Origin of the sequence: Morganella sp. BCCO 40_0007 (assembly GCF_032989665.1) — a bacterium.
Classification (GTDB): Bacteria; Pseudomonadota; Gammaproteobacteria; order Enterobacterales; family Enterobacteriaceae; genus Morganella; species Morganella sibonii.
Genome location: NZ_JAVBIN010000001.1, coordinates 252048 through 267259 on the forward strand (window position 1 = coordinate 252048; position 15212 = coordinate 267259).

Here is a 15212-nt window from a genome sequence, read left to right on the forward strand (position 1 = left end):
CGTCGCCAATCCCTGCGGGGTTGTCAACGGCCTGACCGTCGCTTCGCTCCGGTTTTTTATCAGTAATATTCGTAACGGGATTCCAGCGTGATCCCGCTGCTCTGAATAGCAGAAGAACCTTCTAATTGGATCGCTTTGATCATCGTCTGTAATTCACAGTTTCCGTACTGATCCCATTTATAGCAGGTGTAGGAATAGGCACTTTTCCCCCAGAACGTCGGCAGCTTCTGAGTGACACCGGCGACCTGGTTATATTCGTTATAGGTATATTGCTGCGTCATTACGTTCGGCTGGTCGATATCGGTCAGCAGCCCGTTATTGTCATAATGATAAACCTTGATCCGCGTTTCACCGTTTTCAGTCTCTTTCTCTGAAACCAGCTGGTTATTCTGATAACGGTAGCGGGTTTCTGTCTGCCAGGATTGATTGTCCGGTGCGGTTTTATAGGATTCAGTCAGGCTGACGATCCGGTTTTCGTCATTCCGGGTGTATTGCTGATCAATCTGCGTACTCAGTATGCTGCCGCCCGGGATCACATTACTGATGATGACAGTGGCCTGATCCGGTTTTTCCGGGACGATTTGCGTGGTCTGGGTAATCGGCACCTGGCTTTCTTCCATCGCCATTTCCCGGTATTCATAATCATACCGGGTCAGCGCACCGCAGGCATTGAAGTGCAGTTTTTCTTTCACCCACAGGATAAGTCCCATCGAGCGGTAAGAGGTGATAGTGATTGATTTTACCGGCCCGTTATATTTTGTGCCGGTAATAATAAATGTATTTTGCTGGTTAATTTCCCGGGCTGCATCATTGCACCGGCCGGGCGTTGCAGCTGTGCCGGTCAGCGGAAACGCAAAAATGAGCAGAAACATGCCTGTTAGTTTATTCATGGCGCGGACCATTCCATCAGTCATAGTGAACAGAAAACCCGTATCCGGAGAAATCAATCAGTAAACTGAATCAGATAACAGGTTAATACTTCGCCGGTTGAATCTAATAATAAAGGGAGATAATTACTATCGGAATAGTGGGGAAAACTATTTTTCCGGTGATGAATTTCCGCATTAAGTAATACTTAACGAATCATTAACCAGTTTATAACACTGTTTTTTGCCGAAAAAACACCCGATCACAACCAGATATTATCCTGTTAATGATGCAATAATCTCCTTTTCTGATTTGCTTTCCAGAATAAAAATCCTGTTTAATGGTATGAAAATAAAGCATTAATTAATGTAATGCGACTCATTATACGGTAACTGCAAAAAAATACCGCGCAAGCTGACCGTCCGGTCACTGCAATGCTAACCGATGGGGATTTTCCGATGAAGACAAAAATGAAAATGGCAATGATCGCCGGGGCTGTATCCTGTGCATTAAGCGCAGCGGCTTACGCTGAAGATATTAAAGTTGCGGTGGTGGGGGCAATGTCCGGGCCGGTCGCACAATACGGTGATATGGAATTTACCGGTGCCCGTCAGGCGGTTGAGGATATCAACGCCAAAGGCGGCATTAACGGCAACAAACTGGTGATCACCGAATACGATGATGCCTGTGATCCGAAACAGGCGGTAGCGGTGGCCAACAAAGTCATCAATGACGGCATGCGCTATGTTATCGGCCATCTCTGCTCCTCCTCCACACAACCCGCGTCAGATATTTATGAAGACGAAGGGATTCTGATGATCACCCCGGCGGCAACCAATGCGGATTTAACCACGCGCGGTTACAGCCTGATTATGCGCACCACCGGCCTGGATTCTGACCAGGGGCCGACCGCGGCAAAATATATCCTCGAAAAAGTGAAACCGCAGCGCATTGCCGTGGTGCACGACAAACAGCAGTACGGTGAAGGTCTGGCGCGTTCAGTGAAAGACAATCTGAACAAGGCCGGGGTGAAAGAAGTGCTGTTTGAAGGGGTGACAGCGGGTGATAAAGATTTCTCCGCGCTGGTGGCGCGTCTGAAGAAAGAGAATGTGGATTTTGTCTATTTCGGCGGTTACTACCCGGAAATGGGACAGATTTTACGCCAGGCAAAACAGGCGGGGCTGAATATCCGCTTTATGGGGCCGGAAGGCGTGGGTAACTCCTCACTCTCCAATATTGCCGGTGACGCTTCCGAAGGCATGCTGGTGACGCTGCCGAAACGCTATGATCAGGTTCCTGCCAACAAACCGGTGGTGGATGCTCTGGCCGCGAAAAAACTGGATGCGACCGGGCCGTTCGTCTGGACAACCTATGCCGCATTACAGTCTCTGACCACCGCTATGCAGCGCAGCGGCAGCATGGAACCGGCTGATCTGGCCGCCGACCTGAAAGGCAAGCCGGTTGAAACCGTCATGGGCGAACTGAGCTGGACACCAAACGGGGATCTGAAAGGTTTCGAGTTCGGCGTATTTGAATGGCACAAAGACGGAACTTCATCACCGCTGAACTGATCCGCAGCGGTGACTGATGCGGGCAGTGTGTTTCAGGGGAGTGCGCTATGTCAGAACAATTATTATATTTTACGCAGCAATTGCTGAACGGATTAACGCTGGGAAGCACCTATGCCCTGATCGCCATCGGTTACACCATGGTGTACGGCATTATCGGCATGATTAACTTTGCCCACGGCGAAGTGTATATGATCGGCAGTTACGTTTCGTTTATTGTGATTGCCGGGCTGATGATGCTGGGGATTGATGTCGGCTGGCTGTTAATTACCGCTGCATTTATTACAGCGATAATTATTGCCAGTGCCTATGGCTGGAGTATCGAACGGGTCGCCTACCGGCCCGTCCGTCACTCAAAACGGCTGATTGCCCTGATTTCGGCGATCGGGATGTCCATTTTTCTGCAAAACTTTGTCAGTCTTTCCCAGGGCTCCCGCGATCTCGCACTGCCCGGGCTGATTAACGGCCGCTGGACCATCGGGGAGAGCGGCGGTTTTTCTGCCACAGTTTCCGCTATGCAGATCACCATCTGGGTGGTGACGGTGCTGGCGATGCTGGCGCTGACGCTCTTTATCCGGTATTCGCGGATGGGGCGTGCCTGCCGTGCCTGTGCGGAAGATCTGAAAATGGCCGGCTTACTCGGGATCAACACCGATCGCGTGATTGCACTGACTTTTGTGATCGGTGCGGCGATGGCGGCGGTGGCCGGGGTGCTGCTGGGGCAGTTCTACGGCGTGATCAACCCGTATATCGGCTTTATGGCCGGGATGAAAGCCTTTACCGCAGCGGTTCTCGGCGGGATCGGCAGTATTCCGGGGGCGATGATCGGCGGGGTGATCCTCGGCGTATCAGAAGCCATGACCTCTGCCTATTTCAGTACGGAATATAAAGATGTGGTGTCATTCGGCTTGCTTATTCTTGTGCTGCTGGTGATGCCGACCGGTATTCTCGGGCGTCCGGAGGTTGAAAAGGTATGACGAAATCTCACTGGATCAACGCCGTTATCGCCACGATAACCCTGTTTGTGCTGTCATCTGTGATGATGGGGCTGCAATTGTCCCTCGACGGCACCCGTCTGATTGTCCGCAATGCAGATACGGTCCGCTGGGAGTGGATCGGCACCGGTTGTGTGATTGTCTTTGTTTTTCAGCTGGTGCGGCCGTCACTGAAAAAGCTGACGGCGCGTCTGCCGAAAAGCAGCGCGTCACTGCCGGGTTTTGACGGCTCTACTAATACACAGAAAATTATTGCCGGGCTGATTATTGTCGCTGCCATTATCTGGCCGTTTATGGTGTCACGCGGCAGTGTGGATATCGCTACCTTAACCCTTATCTATGTGATGCTCGGCCTCGGGCTGAATGTGGTCGTCGGGCTGTCCGGCCTGCTGGTTCTGGGCTACGCCGGGTTTTATGCCATCGGGGCATACACCTACGGACTGATGAACCACTATTTCGGCTGGGGGTTCTGGCAGAGCCTGCCGCTGGCCGGGATTGTCGCGGCGCTGTCCGGTCTGCTGCTCGGCTTTCCGGTGCTGCGGCTGCGGGGGGATTATCTGGCGATTGTGACGCTCGGCTTCGGGGAAATTGTCCGTATTCTGCTGCTGAATAATACAGAATTTACCGGCGGGCCGAACGGTATCAGCCAGATCCCGAAACCGACGCTGTTCGGACTGGAATTCAGCCGGACCGCCAAAGAGGGTGGCTGGGATACCTTCCATAATTTCTTCGGTCTGGCGTATGACCCGGGTGATCGCATTATCTTCCTGTATCTGGTCGCGCTGCTGCTGGTACTGGTAACGCTGTTTATTATCAGCCGGTTACTGAGAATGCCTTTGGGCCGGGCCTGGGAAGCACTGCGTGAGGATGAAATCGCCTGCCGCTCGCTGGGACTCAGCCCTACGCGCATCAAACTGACGGCATTTACTATCAGTGCGGCGTTTGCCGGGGTGGCTGGCACGCTGTTTGCCGCCCGTCAGGGCTTTATCAGTCCGGAATCCTTTACCTTCACGGAGTCTGCATTTGTGCTGGCGGTGGTGGTACTGGGCGGTATGGGATCACAAACCTCGGTGATTCTGGCGGCGATCATTCTGGTGGTTTCCCGTGAAATGATGCGCGATCTGAATGCCTACAGCATGCTCCTCCTCGGGGCGCTGATGGTGCTGATGATGGTCTGGCGGCCGCAGGGATTACTGCCGGTATCGCGCCCGCATCTGAAAATCGGCACGGCGGATGCGGAAAAAACCGGAGGTGCACAATGACAGATACGTTATTGCAGGTCTCCGGCCTGACCATGCGTTTCGGCGGCTTGCTGGCGGTGAATAATGTGTCGCTGGAGCTGAACCGGGGCGAGATTGTCTCGCTGATCGGCCCCAATGGTGCGGGAAAAACCACGATCTTCAACTGCCTGACCGGTTTCTACAAACCGGCGGACGGGCAGATCCTGCTGCGCGGAAAACCGGTACAGGGATTATCCGGACAGGCGATCGCCCGTCTCGGTATGATCCGCACCTTCCAGCACGTCCGTTTATTCCGGGAAATGACCGTGATTGAAAACCTGCTGGTGGCGCAGCATCAGCATCATAAAAGCGGCCTTCTGGCCGGGCTGCTGACGCTGCCGTCTTTCCGGCGCGATCAGCGCGAAGCCACGGAACGTGCGGTGATGTGGCTGGACAGAATCGGGCTGACGGCGCTGGCGAACCGCCAGGCCGGTAACCTGGCGTATGGTCAGCAGCGGCGGCTGGAAATCGCCCGCTGTATGGTGACCCGGCCGGATATTCTGATGCTGGATGAACCGGCGGCCGGGCTGAATCCGAAAGAAACAGACGATCTGGATGCACTGATCGCGGAACTGCGGGCGGAACACGGTGTGTCTGTTCTGCTGATCGAACATGATATGAAACTGGTGATGGGGATTTCAGACCGGATTTATGTGGTGAATCAGGGAACGCCGCTGGCAAACGGTACGCCGGCAGCGATCCGCAACCATCCGGATGTGATCCGTGCGTATTTAGGGGAGGCATACTGATGCTGGAATTTAATCATGTCTCCGCGCAGTACGGCAAAATTCAGGCACTGCATGAAGTCAGCCTGTCGGTGCGCAAAGGGGAAATCGTCACCCTGATCGGCGCGAACGGCGCGGGAAAAACCACGCTGCTCAGCACACTGTGCGGGGAGCCGCGGGCGACCACCGGTGAAATACGCTATCTCGGGGAGAACATCACCGCACTGCCGACGGCGCAGATCATGCGCAAAGACATTGCACTGGTGCCGGAGGGACGGCGGGTATTCGGGCGGATGACGGTGGAAGAGAATCTGGCCATGGGCGGCTTTTTTGCGTCCAAAACGCAGTATCAGACGCGGATTGCACAGGTATATGAACTCTTTCCGCGGCTTCAGGAGCGGCGTAATCAGCGGGCGGGAACCATGTCCGGCGGCGAGCAGCAGATGCTGGCTATCGGCCGCGCTCTGATGAGCAATCCTCAGCTGTTATTACTGGATGAACCGTCTCTCGGGCTGGCACCGATTATCATCATGCAGATTTTCGACACTATCCGCGAACTGCGTGATGCCGGCATGACAATCTTCCTTGTCGAGCAGAATGCCAACCAGGCGCTGAAACTGGCAGACAGAGGTTATGTGCTTGAAAACGGACGTGTGGTGCTGGAAGATACCGGTCAGGCACTGCTGGCGAATGAAGCGGTCAGAAGTGCCTATCTGGGGGGCTGATTTCTGTTTGCTGACATAAGGTGTGTTTATGGCCGGGCATGATTTTGTAATAAAAGCGGATGATTTATCCTCTCCGCAAACAGGGGCGCTGATTGCCCTGCATTTACAGGGAATGGCGCAAAATACGCCGCAGGAGCATGTTTATGCCCTGGATCAAAGTGGTCTGCGGGCGGATAACATCCGTGTCTGGAGTGTGTGGGACGGTGACCGTATCGTGGCAGCCGGGGCGCTGAAACAGCTTTCTGACACGCAGGGCGAAATAAAATCGATGCGGGCCCATCCTGATTTTCGCGGCAAAGGCGCGGGTAAATTACTGCTGCTGCACATTATTGCACAGGCAAAACAGGATGGTATGACGCGTCTGAGCCTTGAAACCGGCTGCCATCCGGATTTTGAACCGGCGCTGACACTTTACCGCCGCTGCGGCTTTCAGCCCGGGGCGGCATTTGGTGATTATCATGCCGGTGAGCATAATCAGTTTTTTCATCTGAACTTATAATAAACGGGCGCGCCGCGCCTGAGATTGCAGACAAAGCAGGATAAAACGTGGTTTTTCCTGCTTTGTGTTATCAGCCGAAAATCAATAAATTGATTTTCCTGGTTTATTTTTACAACCTCTGCCGGTCGTCGCCAACCCCTGCGGGTTTGTCAACGGCCTGAGGCGCGCAGCGCCTGTATTTTTCCCTCCGCGGGTTGTTATAAACCCGCATTTTTATACTATTTTTATACCTTTCCCGCCGAATTTTGCGACATCTTTGCACCCGCTTTTCTAGACTCCGTAATGAATACCTCACACATGTAAGGACAAGTTATGAGTCTGGCTCTTATTGCAGGCATCGCCGGTACATTACTGCTGCTGGCATACCTTCTTTATGCCCTGATTAAGGCGGAGAAATTCTGATGGCCGCGAATGCTTTTTTACTTATCGCCGGTTTTCTGATCGTTTTGCTGATTGCGGCAAAACTGCTCAGTAACCTGCTGGTCTGCTTTATTGACGGCACACCGCTGCCGGTTTTACGCCGCGTGGAAGGTATACTGTGGCGCTTTGCGGGAATTGGCCGCGACGAGATGCGCTGGCAGGGATATCTGACCTCATTACTGCTGTTTAATGCGCTGGGGCTGATTTTTCTGACGGCGATCCTGATGTTACAGGCGGATTTACCGCTCAATCCGCGTCATTTTCCCGGAATGTCATGGGATCTGGCACTGAACACGGCAGTCAGTTTTGTCACCAATACCAACTGGCAGTCTTACAGCGGGGAATCCTCAGTCAGCTACTTCAGCCAGATGGCCGGACTGACGGTGCAGAATTTCCTGTCTGCGGCTACCGGCATTGCTGTGGCGTTTGCGCTGATCCGCGCTCTGTGCCGCCGCTCTGTGCAGACACTCGGAAACGCATGGGTTGACCTCACCCGTATCACGCTGTGGCTGCTGCTGCCGCTCTCGGTGATTATTGCGCTGTTCTTTATCTCGCAGGGGGTTATTCAGAACTTCCATGATTATCAAACTATTATCACGCCGGAAGGTGTGCAGCAGGTATTGCCGATGGGGCCGGTTGCGTCTCAGGAAGCCATTAAACTGCTTGGTACCAACGGCGGCGGCTTCTTCGGTGCCAACTCGGCGCATCCGTTTGAAAACCCGACCGCACTGACTAACTTTGTGCAGATGCTGGCGATTTTCCTGATCCCCGCATCGCTCTGTTTTGCGTTCGGACGCTGTGCCGGGAATCCGGGACAGGGACGGGCACTGCTGGCGGCGATGACGATTGTCTTTGTCGCTGCCGCAGCCGCTGTGATGTGGAGCGAAACTCACGGTAACCCGGCATTTGCGGGAATGGGAATCGACAGTACGTTCAATATGGAAGGGAAAGAGAGCCGCTTCGGTATTCTTGCCACCGGGCTGTTTGTGGCCGTGACCACCGCCGCATCCTGCGGTGCGGTAAACAGCATGCATGACTCCCTGACACCGCTGGGCGGCCTGGTGCCGCTGTGGCTGATGCAGATCGGTGAAGTGATCTTCGGCGGTGTGGGTGCCGGTTTCTACGGCATGATGCTGTTTGTTTTCCTTGCCGTTTTTATCGCCGGACTGATGATTGGCCGCACGCCGGAATACCTCAGCAAAAAAATTGAGGTGCGGGAGATGAAACTGACCGCACTGGCAATTCTGGTCACACCGGCACTGGTTCTGGGCGGCACCGCCCTGGCGATGATGACGGAAGCCGGACGCAGCGCCATGCTTAACCCGGGCGCACACGGCTTCAGTGAAGTGCTGTACGCACTCTCATCGGCGTCCAACAACAACGGCAGTGCCTTTGCCGGACTGAGCACCAACACCCCGTTCTGGAACCTGCTGCTGGCATTCTGCATGCTCGCGGGCCGTTTCGTGGTGATTGCGCTGGTGATGATGCTGGCGGGTTCACTGGTCAGCAAAACCATCCGGACCGCTGGTGCCGGGACATTACCGACAACCGGGCCGCTGTTTACCGGCCTGCTGATTGCGGCGGTATTGCTGATCGGCGCACTGACCTTTGTTCCTGCACTGGCACTGGGGCCGGTTGCGGAATTTCTTGATTTACTTAAGTGATTGACGGGAGAACATCATGAGTCGTCAGACACAGCGATTATTTGAACCTGCGCTTGTGCGCAGGGCCCTGCCGGATGCATTCAGCAAGCTTTCGCCGGTGGTGCAGTGGCAGAATCCGGTGATGTTTATTGTCTGGTGCGGCAGCCTGCTGACCACGCTGCTGGCCACCGGGATGTTAAGCGGATTTATCAGCGGTAACGGCGGGTTTACCCTCACCATCGCCCTGTGGTTGTGGTTTACCGTGCTGTTTGCCAACTTTGCCGAAGCACTGGCGGAGGGGCGCAGCAAAGCGCAGGCCGACAGCCTGAAAGGAATGAAAAAAACCAGCCGCGCACGTCGTCTGCATGCGGCACAGCGCGACAGCGGTTTCGATATGGTTTCTGCTGACACGCTGCGCAAAGGGGATGTGGTGCTGGCTGAAGCGGGGGATCTGATCCCGTGCGACGGTACGGTGCTGGAGGGTGGCGCTTCCGTGGATGAGAGCGCGATTACCGGGGAATCTGCTCCGGTGATCCGCGAATCCGGTGGTGATTTTGCCTCTGTGACAGGCGGTACCCGCATTCTGTCCGACTGGCTGATTATTGAGTGCAGTGCAAACCCGGGCGACAGTTTCCTCGATCGCATGATCAGCATGGTCGAGGGCGCAAAACGCAGCAAAACGCCGAACGAGATTGCCCTGACTATCCTGCTGGCTGCGCTGAGTATCGTATTCCTGCTGGCGGTGGCGACACTCTGGCCGTTTACCGCCTATACCGGTCATCCGGTTACTCTGACGGTCATGATTGCCCTGCTGGTTTGTCTGATCCCGACCACTATCAGCGGCCTGCTCTCCGCCATCGGTGTGGCAGGGATGAGCCGTATGCTGGCCGCTAATGTGATCGCCACCAGCGGGCGGGCGGTGGAAGCCGCCGGGGATGTGGACGTGCTGCTGCTGGACAAAACCGGCACCATTACCCTCGGTAACCGCCAGGCCTCAGCATTTCTGGCCGCACCCGGCACGGATGAAAGAACGCTGGCTGATGCGGCACAACTGTCATCCCTGGCGGATGAAACCCCGGAGGGGCGCAGTATCGTGGTGCTGGCAAAACAGCGTTTCAGCCTGCGGGCACGGGATCTGGAAAGCCTGAATGCAACCTTTATTCCGTTTACCGCACAGACCCGCATGAGCGGCATCAATGTGGACGGGCGCACTATCCGCAAGGGATCTGTCGATGCTATCCGCCGCTATATTGAGGCCAACCACGGCCATTTCCCGGCACAGGTCGACAAACTGGTGGAAGATGTCGCCCGCAGCGGCGGTACACCGCTGGTGGTGGCGGAAGAGCACCGGGTACTCGGGGTTATCGCGCTGAAAGATATTGTGAAAGGCGGCATCCGCGAACGCTTTGCACAACTGCGCCAGATGGGGATCAAAACCGTGATGATCACGGGGGATAACCGGCTGACCGCCGCAGCGATTGCCGCAGAGGCAGGTGTGGATGATTTCCTGGCGGAAGCGACACCGGAAGCCAAACTGGCGCTGATCCGTCAGTATCAGAAAGAGGGGCGTCTGGTGGCGATGACCGGTGACGGCACCAATGATGCACCTGCACTGGCACAGGCCGATGTTGCGGTTGCCATGAACTCGGGCACCCAGGCGGCGAAAGAGGCGGGAAATATGGTCGATCTGGACTCCAACCCGACCAAGCTGATTGAGGTGGTGCATATCGGTAAACAGATGCTGATGACACGCGGCTCGCTGACCACATTCAGTATCTCCAATGATATCGCCAAATATTTCGCGATTATCCCGGCGGCGTTTGCGGTGACCTATCCACAGCTGGATGCACTCAATATTATGCGCCTGCATTCACCGGATTCAGCCATGTTAAGTGCGGTGATCTTTAACGCCCTGATTATTGTCTTTCTGATCCCGCTGGCGCTGAAAGGCGTACCGTATCACGCCCTGAGTGCCGCGCAGATGTTACGCCGTAATCTGTGGATCTACGGACTGGGCGGCCTGGTTGTGCCGTTTATCGGTATTAAATTGATAGATATGTTACTGACCCTGACAGGGTTAGTATAAGGATAAACAATGAGTCAGATACGTCCCGCAATTATAATATTTCTGGTTCTGGCGCTGGTCACAGGGGTATTTTACCCTCTGCTGACCACCTCGCTCGGGGAGTGGTGGTTTGCCCGTCAGGCCAGCGGATCGCTGATTGAAGTGAATAATGAAGTGAAAGGATCGGCTCTTATCGGTCAGCAGTTCACACAGCCCGGCTATTTTCACGGACGCCCGTCAGAGACAGCAGAGCATCCGTATAACGTACTCAGTTCCGGCGGCAGCAACCTGAGTACCGGTAACCCGGAACTGTTACAGCGGGTGGCGCAGCGGGCGGAGACATTAAGAGCGGAAAATCCGGATGCGTCCCGTATGGTGCCGGTTGACCTGGTTACTGCCTCTGCCAGCGGGCTGGACCCGGATATCTCTCCGGAAGCTGCTTACTGGCAGGCACCGCGTGTCGCCAAAGCGCGTAATATGACACGGGCTGAGGTGGAACAACTGATCGGTCAGAATATCACCACGCCGGTGCCGGCTTTTACCGGTGTGCCGGTCGTGAATGTGCTGACACTGAACCTGGCGCTGGATGCATATACCGCAGACAAAACCAGCCTGAACTAACGGAAGGACAGCATTATGTATGATGAGCCACTGCGCCCCGATCCTGACCAGTTACTGGCACAGGTCACAGAGCGCCCGCGCGGAAAACTGAAGATTTTCTTCGGTGCCTGTGCGGGTGTCGGGAAAACCTATGCCATGCTGAAGGAGGCGCAGCGGCTGCATGAACAGGGCATTGATGTGCTGGCCGGGGTGGTGGAAACCCACGGCCGCAGTGAAACCGCCGCCCTGCTGGAGGGATTGCGCATCCTGCCGCTGAAAAAGCATAACTACCGGGGACGCCAGGTTATGGGGTTCGATCTGGATCGTGCGCTGGCGATACATCCGGCGGTGATCTTAATGGATGAACTGGCGCACACTAACATCCCCGGCGCCCGTCACCCGAAACGCTGGCAGGATGTGGAAGAACTGCTCAATGCCGGGATCGATGTGCTCACCACCATCAATGTGCAGCATCTGGAAAGCCTGAATGATATCGTCGGCGGTGTAACAGGGGTTCGTGTGCGCGAAACGGTGCCGGACCCGGTATTTGATGCCGCCGATGAAATTGTGCTGGTGGACTTAACTCCCGACGATCTGCTCGGCAGGCTGCGTGAGGGGAAAGTGTATCTGCCTGCCCAGGCAGAGCGGGCGATCGAACACTTTTTCCGCAAAGGTAATCTGCTGGCGCTGCGTGAACTGGCGCTGCGGCGGACGACGGATCGGGTCGATGAACAAATGCGCGCCTGGCGGGAGCGGAAAGGGCAGGAGAAAGTCTGGCACACCCGGGATGCCATTCTGGTCTGCCTGCGTCCTGACGGCGGCAATGAAAAACTGGTTCGCGCTGCGGCACGGCTGGCGGCAAGGCTCGGCAGTGACTGGCATGCGATTTTTGTTGAAACTCCCGCGCGCCATAAATTACCGTCACCACAGCGGCGTACCATCCTCACCACACTATCGCTGGCACAGCAGCTGGGTGCGACCACCGCAACACTGGCGGAGCCGGAAGAGAGCCGCGCGGTTATCCGTTATGCGCGGGAGAACAACCTCGGCAAAATTATGATTGCCCGCCATGAACGGACATCCTGGTGGCGGCGTGACAAATTACAGGAACAGCTCAGCCGCAGTGCTGCTGATCTGGACGTGGTGATGATCGCCCCGCAGGACAGACAGCCGGAGAGCCGGGAAAAATTCAGTGACAACCGTCCGTTTCTGGATAAACACAAAACGGATTTGCAGGGCTGTGCTGTCGCGGCACTGATTTGTGCGGCCACCACCCTGATGGCGCATCACTGGCTGATGGCTTTTGATAACGCTAACCTGGTGATGCTCTACATCCTGGGTGTGGTGGTGGTGGCGCGGTTTTACGGGCGCTGGCCCTCTGTGTTTGCCACGATTATTAACGTCATCAGCTTCGACCTCTTCCTTATCAACCCGAAAGGGACGCTGGCTGTCTCGGATATGCAGTATCTGCTCACCTTTGCTGTGATGATGACCGTCGGGCTGGTGATCGGCAGCCTGACCGCCGGTGTCCGCTATCAGGCGCGGGTGGCACGTTACCGCGAGCAGCGCACCTGGCATCTCTATGAAATGTCAAAAGCGCTGGCGGTGGCGCGGGAGTCTGACGATATTGCCTCAGTCAGCTGTCACTTTATCAGCCACAGTCTGCATGCCCGTTGTGAAATGCTGTTGCCGGATGAGCAGGGGAATCTGATCCCGGCCGGCGGCAGTACGGAGGATAACGGCCGCGATGATGCGATCATCCGCTGGAGTTACGACAAAGGCCAGCCCGCCGGGTTTGGCACCGGCACGCTGCCGGGCGTGCCGTATCAGATCCTGCCGGTCTGCACGACAGAAAAAGTCTACGGTGTGGTGATTGTGGAACCGTATAACCGTCGTCAGCTGCTGATCCCCGAACAGCAGCGGTTGCTGGAAACCCTGATCCTGCTGGCAGCCGGTGCGCTGGAACGCCGCACGCTGACAGAACGCGAGGCACAATCACGGCTGGTCAGTGAACGTGAACAGGTCCGTAACTCGCTGCTGGCGGCACTGTCTCATGATCTGCGCACTCCGCTGACGGTATTGTTTGGTCAGGCGGAGATCCTCACGCTGGATCTGACCAGTGAAGGCTCGCCGTATGCCGCACAGGCTAACGAGATCCGCCAGCACATCCTCAGTACTACGCGGCTGGTCAATAACCTGCTGGATATGGCGCGGATTCAGTCCGGCGGCTTTAATCTCAATAAAGAGTGGCTGCCGCTGGAAGAAGTGATCGGCAGCGCACTGCAAATGCTGAAACCGCGTTTTGACACGGATGCGGTACAGATTGACCTCAATGATCCGATGCAGCTTATCTGTGCGGATGGTCCTCTGTTTGAGCGGGTGTTGATCAATTTGCTGGAGAATGCGATAAAATACGCCGGTCCGCAGGCACAGATGGGTATCCGCTCACGGCTGTCGGACAATATGATTGATATTGAAGTGTGGGATAACGGCCCGGGTATCCCGTCCGGGCAGGAAGCGCAGATATTTGAGAAATTCTCGCGCGGACAGAAAGAATCCGCCATCCCGGGCATCGGCCTCGGGCTGGCTATCTGCCGGGCTATTGCGGAAGTGCACGGCGGCACTATTTTGGCCGGAAACCGCGACGGGGGTGGCGCAAGCTTCCATATCCGTCTACCCTGTGAAAATCCGCCTGTGATTGATGAAGATGACAACCCGTTGTGACCACTGTACTGATTATTGAAGATGAAAAAGGTATCCGCCGCCTTCTGCGCACTGCGCTGGAGGGGGATTCCCTGCGCGTGTTTGAGGCTGAAGACCTCGCCCGCGGCCTGGTGGAAGCAGCGACCCGCAAACCGGATCTGGTTATTCTCGATCTGGGATTACCGGACGGTGACGGTATCACCTTCGTGCAGGAATTTCGTCAGTGGAGTTCTGTACCGGTGCTGGTGCTTTCCGCCCGCGACAGTGAACACGATAAAATTGCCGCCCTGGATGCCGGGGCGGATGACTATATGACCAAACCCTTTGGTGTCGGTGAATTACAGGCGCGGTTGCGGGTACTGCTGCGCCGCTATCCCGGAAATGAGAAGAATGATCCGGTGTATGAGTTCGGCGATATCCGTGTGGATATTGCCGGGCGGCAGGTCAGTAAAGCCGGGGAGGAAGTGCATCTCACGCCGATAGAGTTCCGCCTGCTGACTATTCTGATCGGTCACAGCGGCAAAGTACTGACTCAGCGGCAGCTGCTTAATGAAGTATGGGGACCGAACGCCGTCGAACATGCCCATTATCTGCGTATTTATATGGGTCATTTACGCCAGAAACTTGAAACCGATCCGGCACGTCCGCAGCATTTCATTACTGAAACCGGTATTGGTTATCGCTTTGTGGTGTAAATAGTCGTCATCATTTCCAGGGAACACATAACGATTTTTCTTATGACCGATGGCGATGATGGTAATCGTGATATCTGCCTCTTTTCTGTTTTTCAAATCTGCTTATTCATATCATTATATGCGATAAATACCGCTATTAAATAACGTTGGTATTTAACCTGATACTCTTAAATATCAAATATTAATGCGTGATTGTTATTTGCTGGTCATAAATAGTGTTTTTTTAATTTAAAATTCCATGTGTTTAAAATGGTATTTTATTGTTTTTTAGTTTGGTGAGTTTAAAATGAAATGTTCATGGTGAGAGTAAAGTGTCATTCTTATAGTTGTGCAAGTTAATAATGTAAAATAAAATGAACAAACCCATCTTATGTGTTAATGTATATATACTTCTTGTGTTTTTCAATAAATATCTTTTTAAAATAAA

At 54.8% G+C, this 15212-nt stretch carries 13 protein-coding genes; 12 read left to right on the forward strand and 1 reads right to left on the reverse strand.

Going from position 1 to position 15212, the window contains the following annotated elements:
• Positions 1-59 precede the first annotated feature (59 nt).
• Positions 60-890, reverse strand: a complete 831-nt coding sequence (locus tag R5268_RS01045; protein ID WP_317418507.1) for a hypothetical protein — start codon at positions 888-890, stop codon at positions 60-62.
• A 435-nt stretch (positions 891-1325) separates the two neighbouring features.
• On the opposite strand from R5268_RS01045, the gene R5268_RS01050 reads away from it, so the two are divergent.
• From R5268_RS01050 to kdpE, 12 genes are all read left to right on the forward strand, one after another.
• Positions 1326-2438 carry a branched-chain amino acid ABC transporter substrate-binding protein gene (locus tag R5268_RS01050; protein ID WP_052926739.1) on the forward strand — a complete coding sequence of 371 codons (1113 nt, stop codon included), beginning with the start codon at positions 1326-1328 and terminating at the stop codon, positions 2436-2438.
• A 47-nt stretch (positions 2439-2485) separates the two neighbouring features.
• The gene (gene livH / locus R5268_RS01055; protein ID WP_052926638.1) at positions 2486-3412 is read left to right on the forward strand and encodes a high-affinity branched-chain amino acid ABC transporter permease LivH; all 927 of its coding nucleotides are present in this window, start codon (positions 2486-2488) and stop codon (positions 3410-3412) included.
• On the forward strand, positions 3409-4692 hold the full coding sequence (locus R5268_RS01060; RefSeq protein WP_317418506.1) for a high-affinity branched-chain amino acid ABC transporter permease LivM: 1284 nt from the start codon (positions 3409-3411) through the stop codon (positions 4690-4692). The genes livH and R5268_RS01060 overlap by 4 nt, the downstream gene beginning before the upstream one ends.
• The gene (gene livG, locus R5268_RS01065; RefSeq protein ID WP_052926636.1) at positions 4689-5459 is read left to right on the forward strand and encodes a high-affinity branched-chain amino acid ABC transporter ATP-binding protein LivG; all 771 of its coding nucleotides are present in this window, start codon (positions 4689-4691) and stop codon (positions 5457-5459) included. The genes R5268_RS01060 and livG overlap by 4 nt, the downstream gene beginning before the upstream one ends.
• On the forward strand, positions 5459-6160 hold the full coding sequence (livF, locus tag R5268_RS01070; RefSeq protein ID WP_107678597.1) for a high-affinity branched-chain amino acid ABC transporter ATP-binding protein LivF: 702 nt from the start codon (positions 5459-5461) through the stop codon (positions 6158-6160). The genes livG and livF overlap by 1 nt, the downstream gene beginning before the upstream one ends.
• 28 nt (positions 6161-6188) lie before the next feature.
• Positions 6189-6659: a GNAT family N-acetyltransferase gene (locus R5268_RS01075; RefSeq protein ID WP_317418505.1), complete on the forward strand. Its 471-nt coding sequence runs from the start codon at positions 6189-6191 to the stop codon at positions 6657-6659.
• A 312-nt stretch (positions 6660-6971) separates the two neighbouring features.
• Positions 6972-7061, forward strand: coding sequence for a potassium-transporting ATPase subunit F (locus R5268_RS01080; protein ID WP_071997682.1), 90 nt, complete (start codon positions 6972-6974; stop codon positions 7059-7061).
• A complete protein-coding gene (gene kdpA, locus R5268_RS01085; protein WP_317418504.1) occupies positions 7061-8743 on the forward strand; it encodes a potassium-transporting ATPase subunit KdpA in 1683 nt (560 codons plus the stop codon). Before R5268_RS01080 ends, kdpA begins: the two co-directional genes overlap by 1 nt.
• Positions 8744-8759: 16 nt before the next feature.
• Positions 8760-10808: a potassium-transporting ATPase subunit KdpB gene (gene kdpB / locus R5268_RS01090; RefSeq protein ID WP_317418503.1), complete on the forward strand. Its 2049-nt coding sequence runs from the start codon at positions 8760-8762 to the stop codon at positions 10806-10808.
• A 9-nt stretch (positions 10809-10817) separates the two neighbouring features.
• Complete coding sequence (gene kdpC / locus R5268_RS01095; protein ID WP_317418502.1) at positions 10818-11408, forward strand: potassium-transporting ATPase subunit KdpC; 591 nt, start codon at positions 10818-10820, stop codon at positions 11406-11408.
• Positions 11409-11423: 15 nt separating this feature from the next.
• A complete protein-coding gene (gene kdpD / locus R5268_RS01100; RefSeq protein ID WP_317418501.1) occupies positions 11424-14111 on the forward strand; it encodes a two-component system sensor histidine kinase KdpD in 2688 nt (895 codons plus the stop codon).
• Positions 14108-14785 (forward strand): two-component system response regulator KdpE, encoded by a 678-nt coding sequence (gene kdpE / locus R5268_RS01105; RefSeq protein WP_107678591.1) that lies wholly within the window; start codon positions 14108-14110, stop codon positions 14783-14785. The genes kdpD and kdpE overlap by 4 nt, the downstream gene beginning before the upstream one ends.
• The last annotated feature ends 427 nt before the right edge of the window (positions 14786-15212 follow it).

Coding starts and splice junctions, on each gene's coding strand:
- R5268_RS01045 (WP_317418507.1), bottom strand. CDS start 890: ATGAATAAACTAACAGGCATGTTTCTGCTCATTTTTGCGTTTCCGCTG.
- R5268_RS01050 (WP_052926739.1), top strand. CDS start 1,326: ATGAAGACAAAAATGAAAATGGCAATGATCGCCGGGGCTGTATCCTGT.
- livH (WP_052926638.1), top strand. CDS start 2,486: ATGTCAGAACAATTATTATATTTTACGCAGCAATTGCTGAACGGATTA.
- R5268_RS01060 (WP_317418506.1), top strand. CDS start 3,409: ATGACGAAATCTCACTGGATCAACGCCGTTATCGCCACGATAACCCTG.
- livG (WP_052926636.1), top strand. CDS start 4,689: ATGACAGATACGTTATTGCAGGTCTCCGGCCTGACCATGCGTTTCGGC.
- livF (WP_107678597.1), top strand. CDS start 5,459: ATGCTGGAATTTAATCATGTCTCCGCGCAGTACGGCAAAATTCAGGCA.
- R5268_RS01075 (WP_317418505.1), top strand. CDS start 6,189: ATGGCCGGGCATGATTTTGTAATAAAAGCGGATGATTTATCCTCTCCG.
- R5268_RS01080 (WP_071997682.1), top strand. CDS start 6,972: ATGAGTCTGGCTCTTATTGCAGGCATCGCCGGTACATTACTGCTGCTG.
- kdpA (WP_317418504.1), top strand. CDS start 7,061: ATGGCCGCGAATGCTTTTTTACTTATCGCCGGTTTTCTGATCGTTTTG.
- kdpB (WP_317418503.1), top strand. CDS start 8,760: ATGAGTCGTCAGACACAGCGATTATTTGAACCTGCGCTTGTGCGCAGG.
- kdpC (WP_317418502.1), top strand. CDS start 10,818: ATGAGTCAGATACGTCCCGCAATTATAATATTTCTGGTTCTGGCGCTG.
- kdpD (WP_317418501.1), top strand. CDS start 11,424: ATGTATGATGAGCCACTGCGCCCCGATCCTGACCAGTTACTGGCACAG.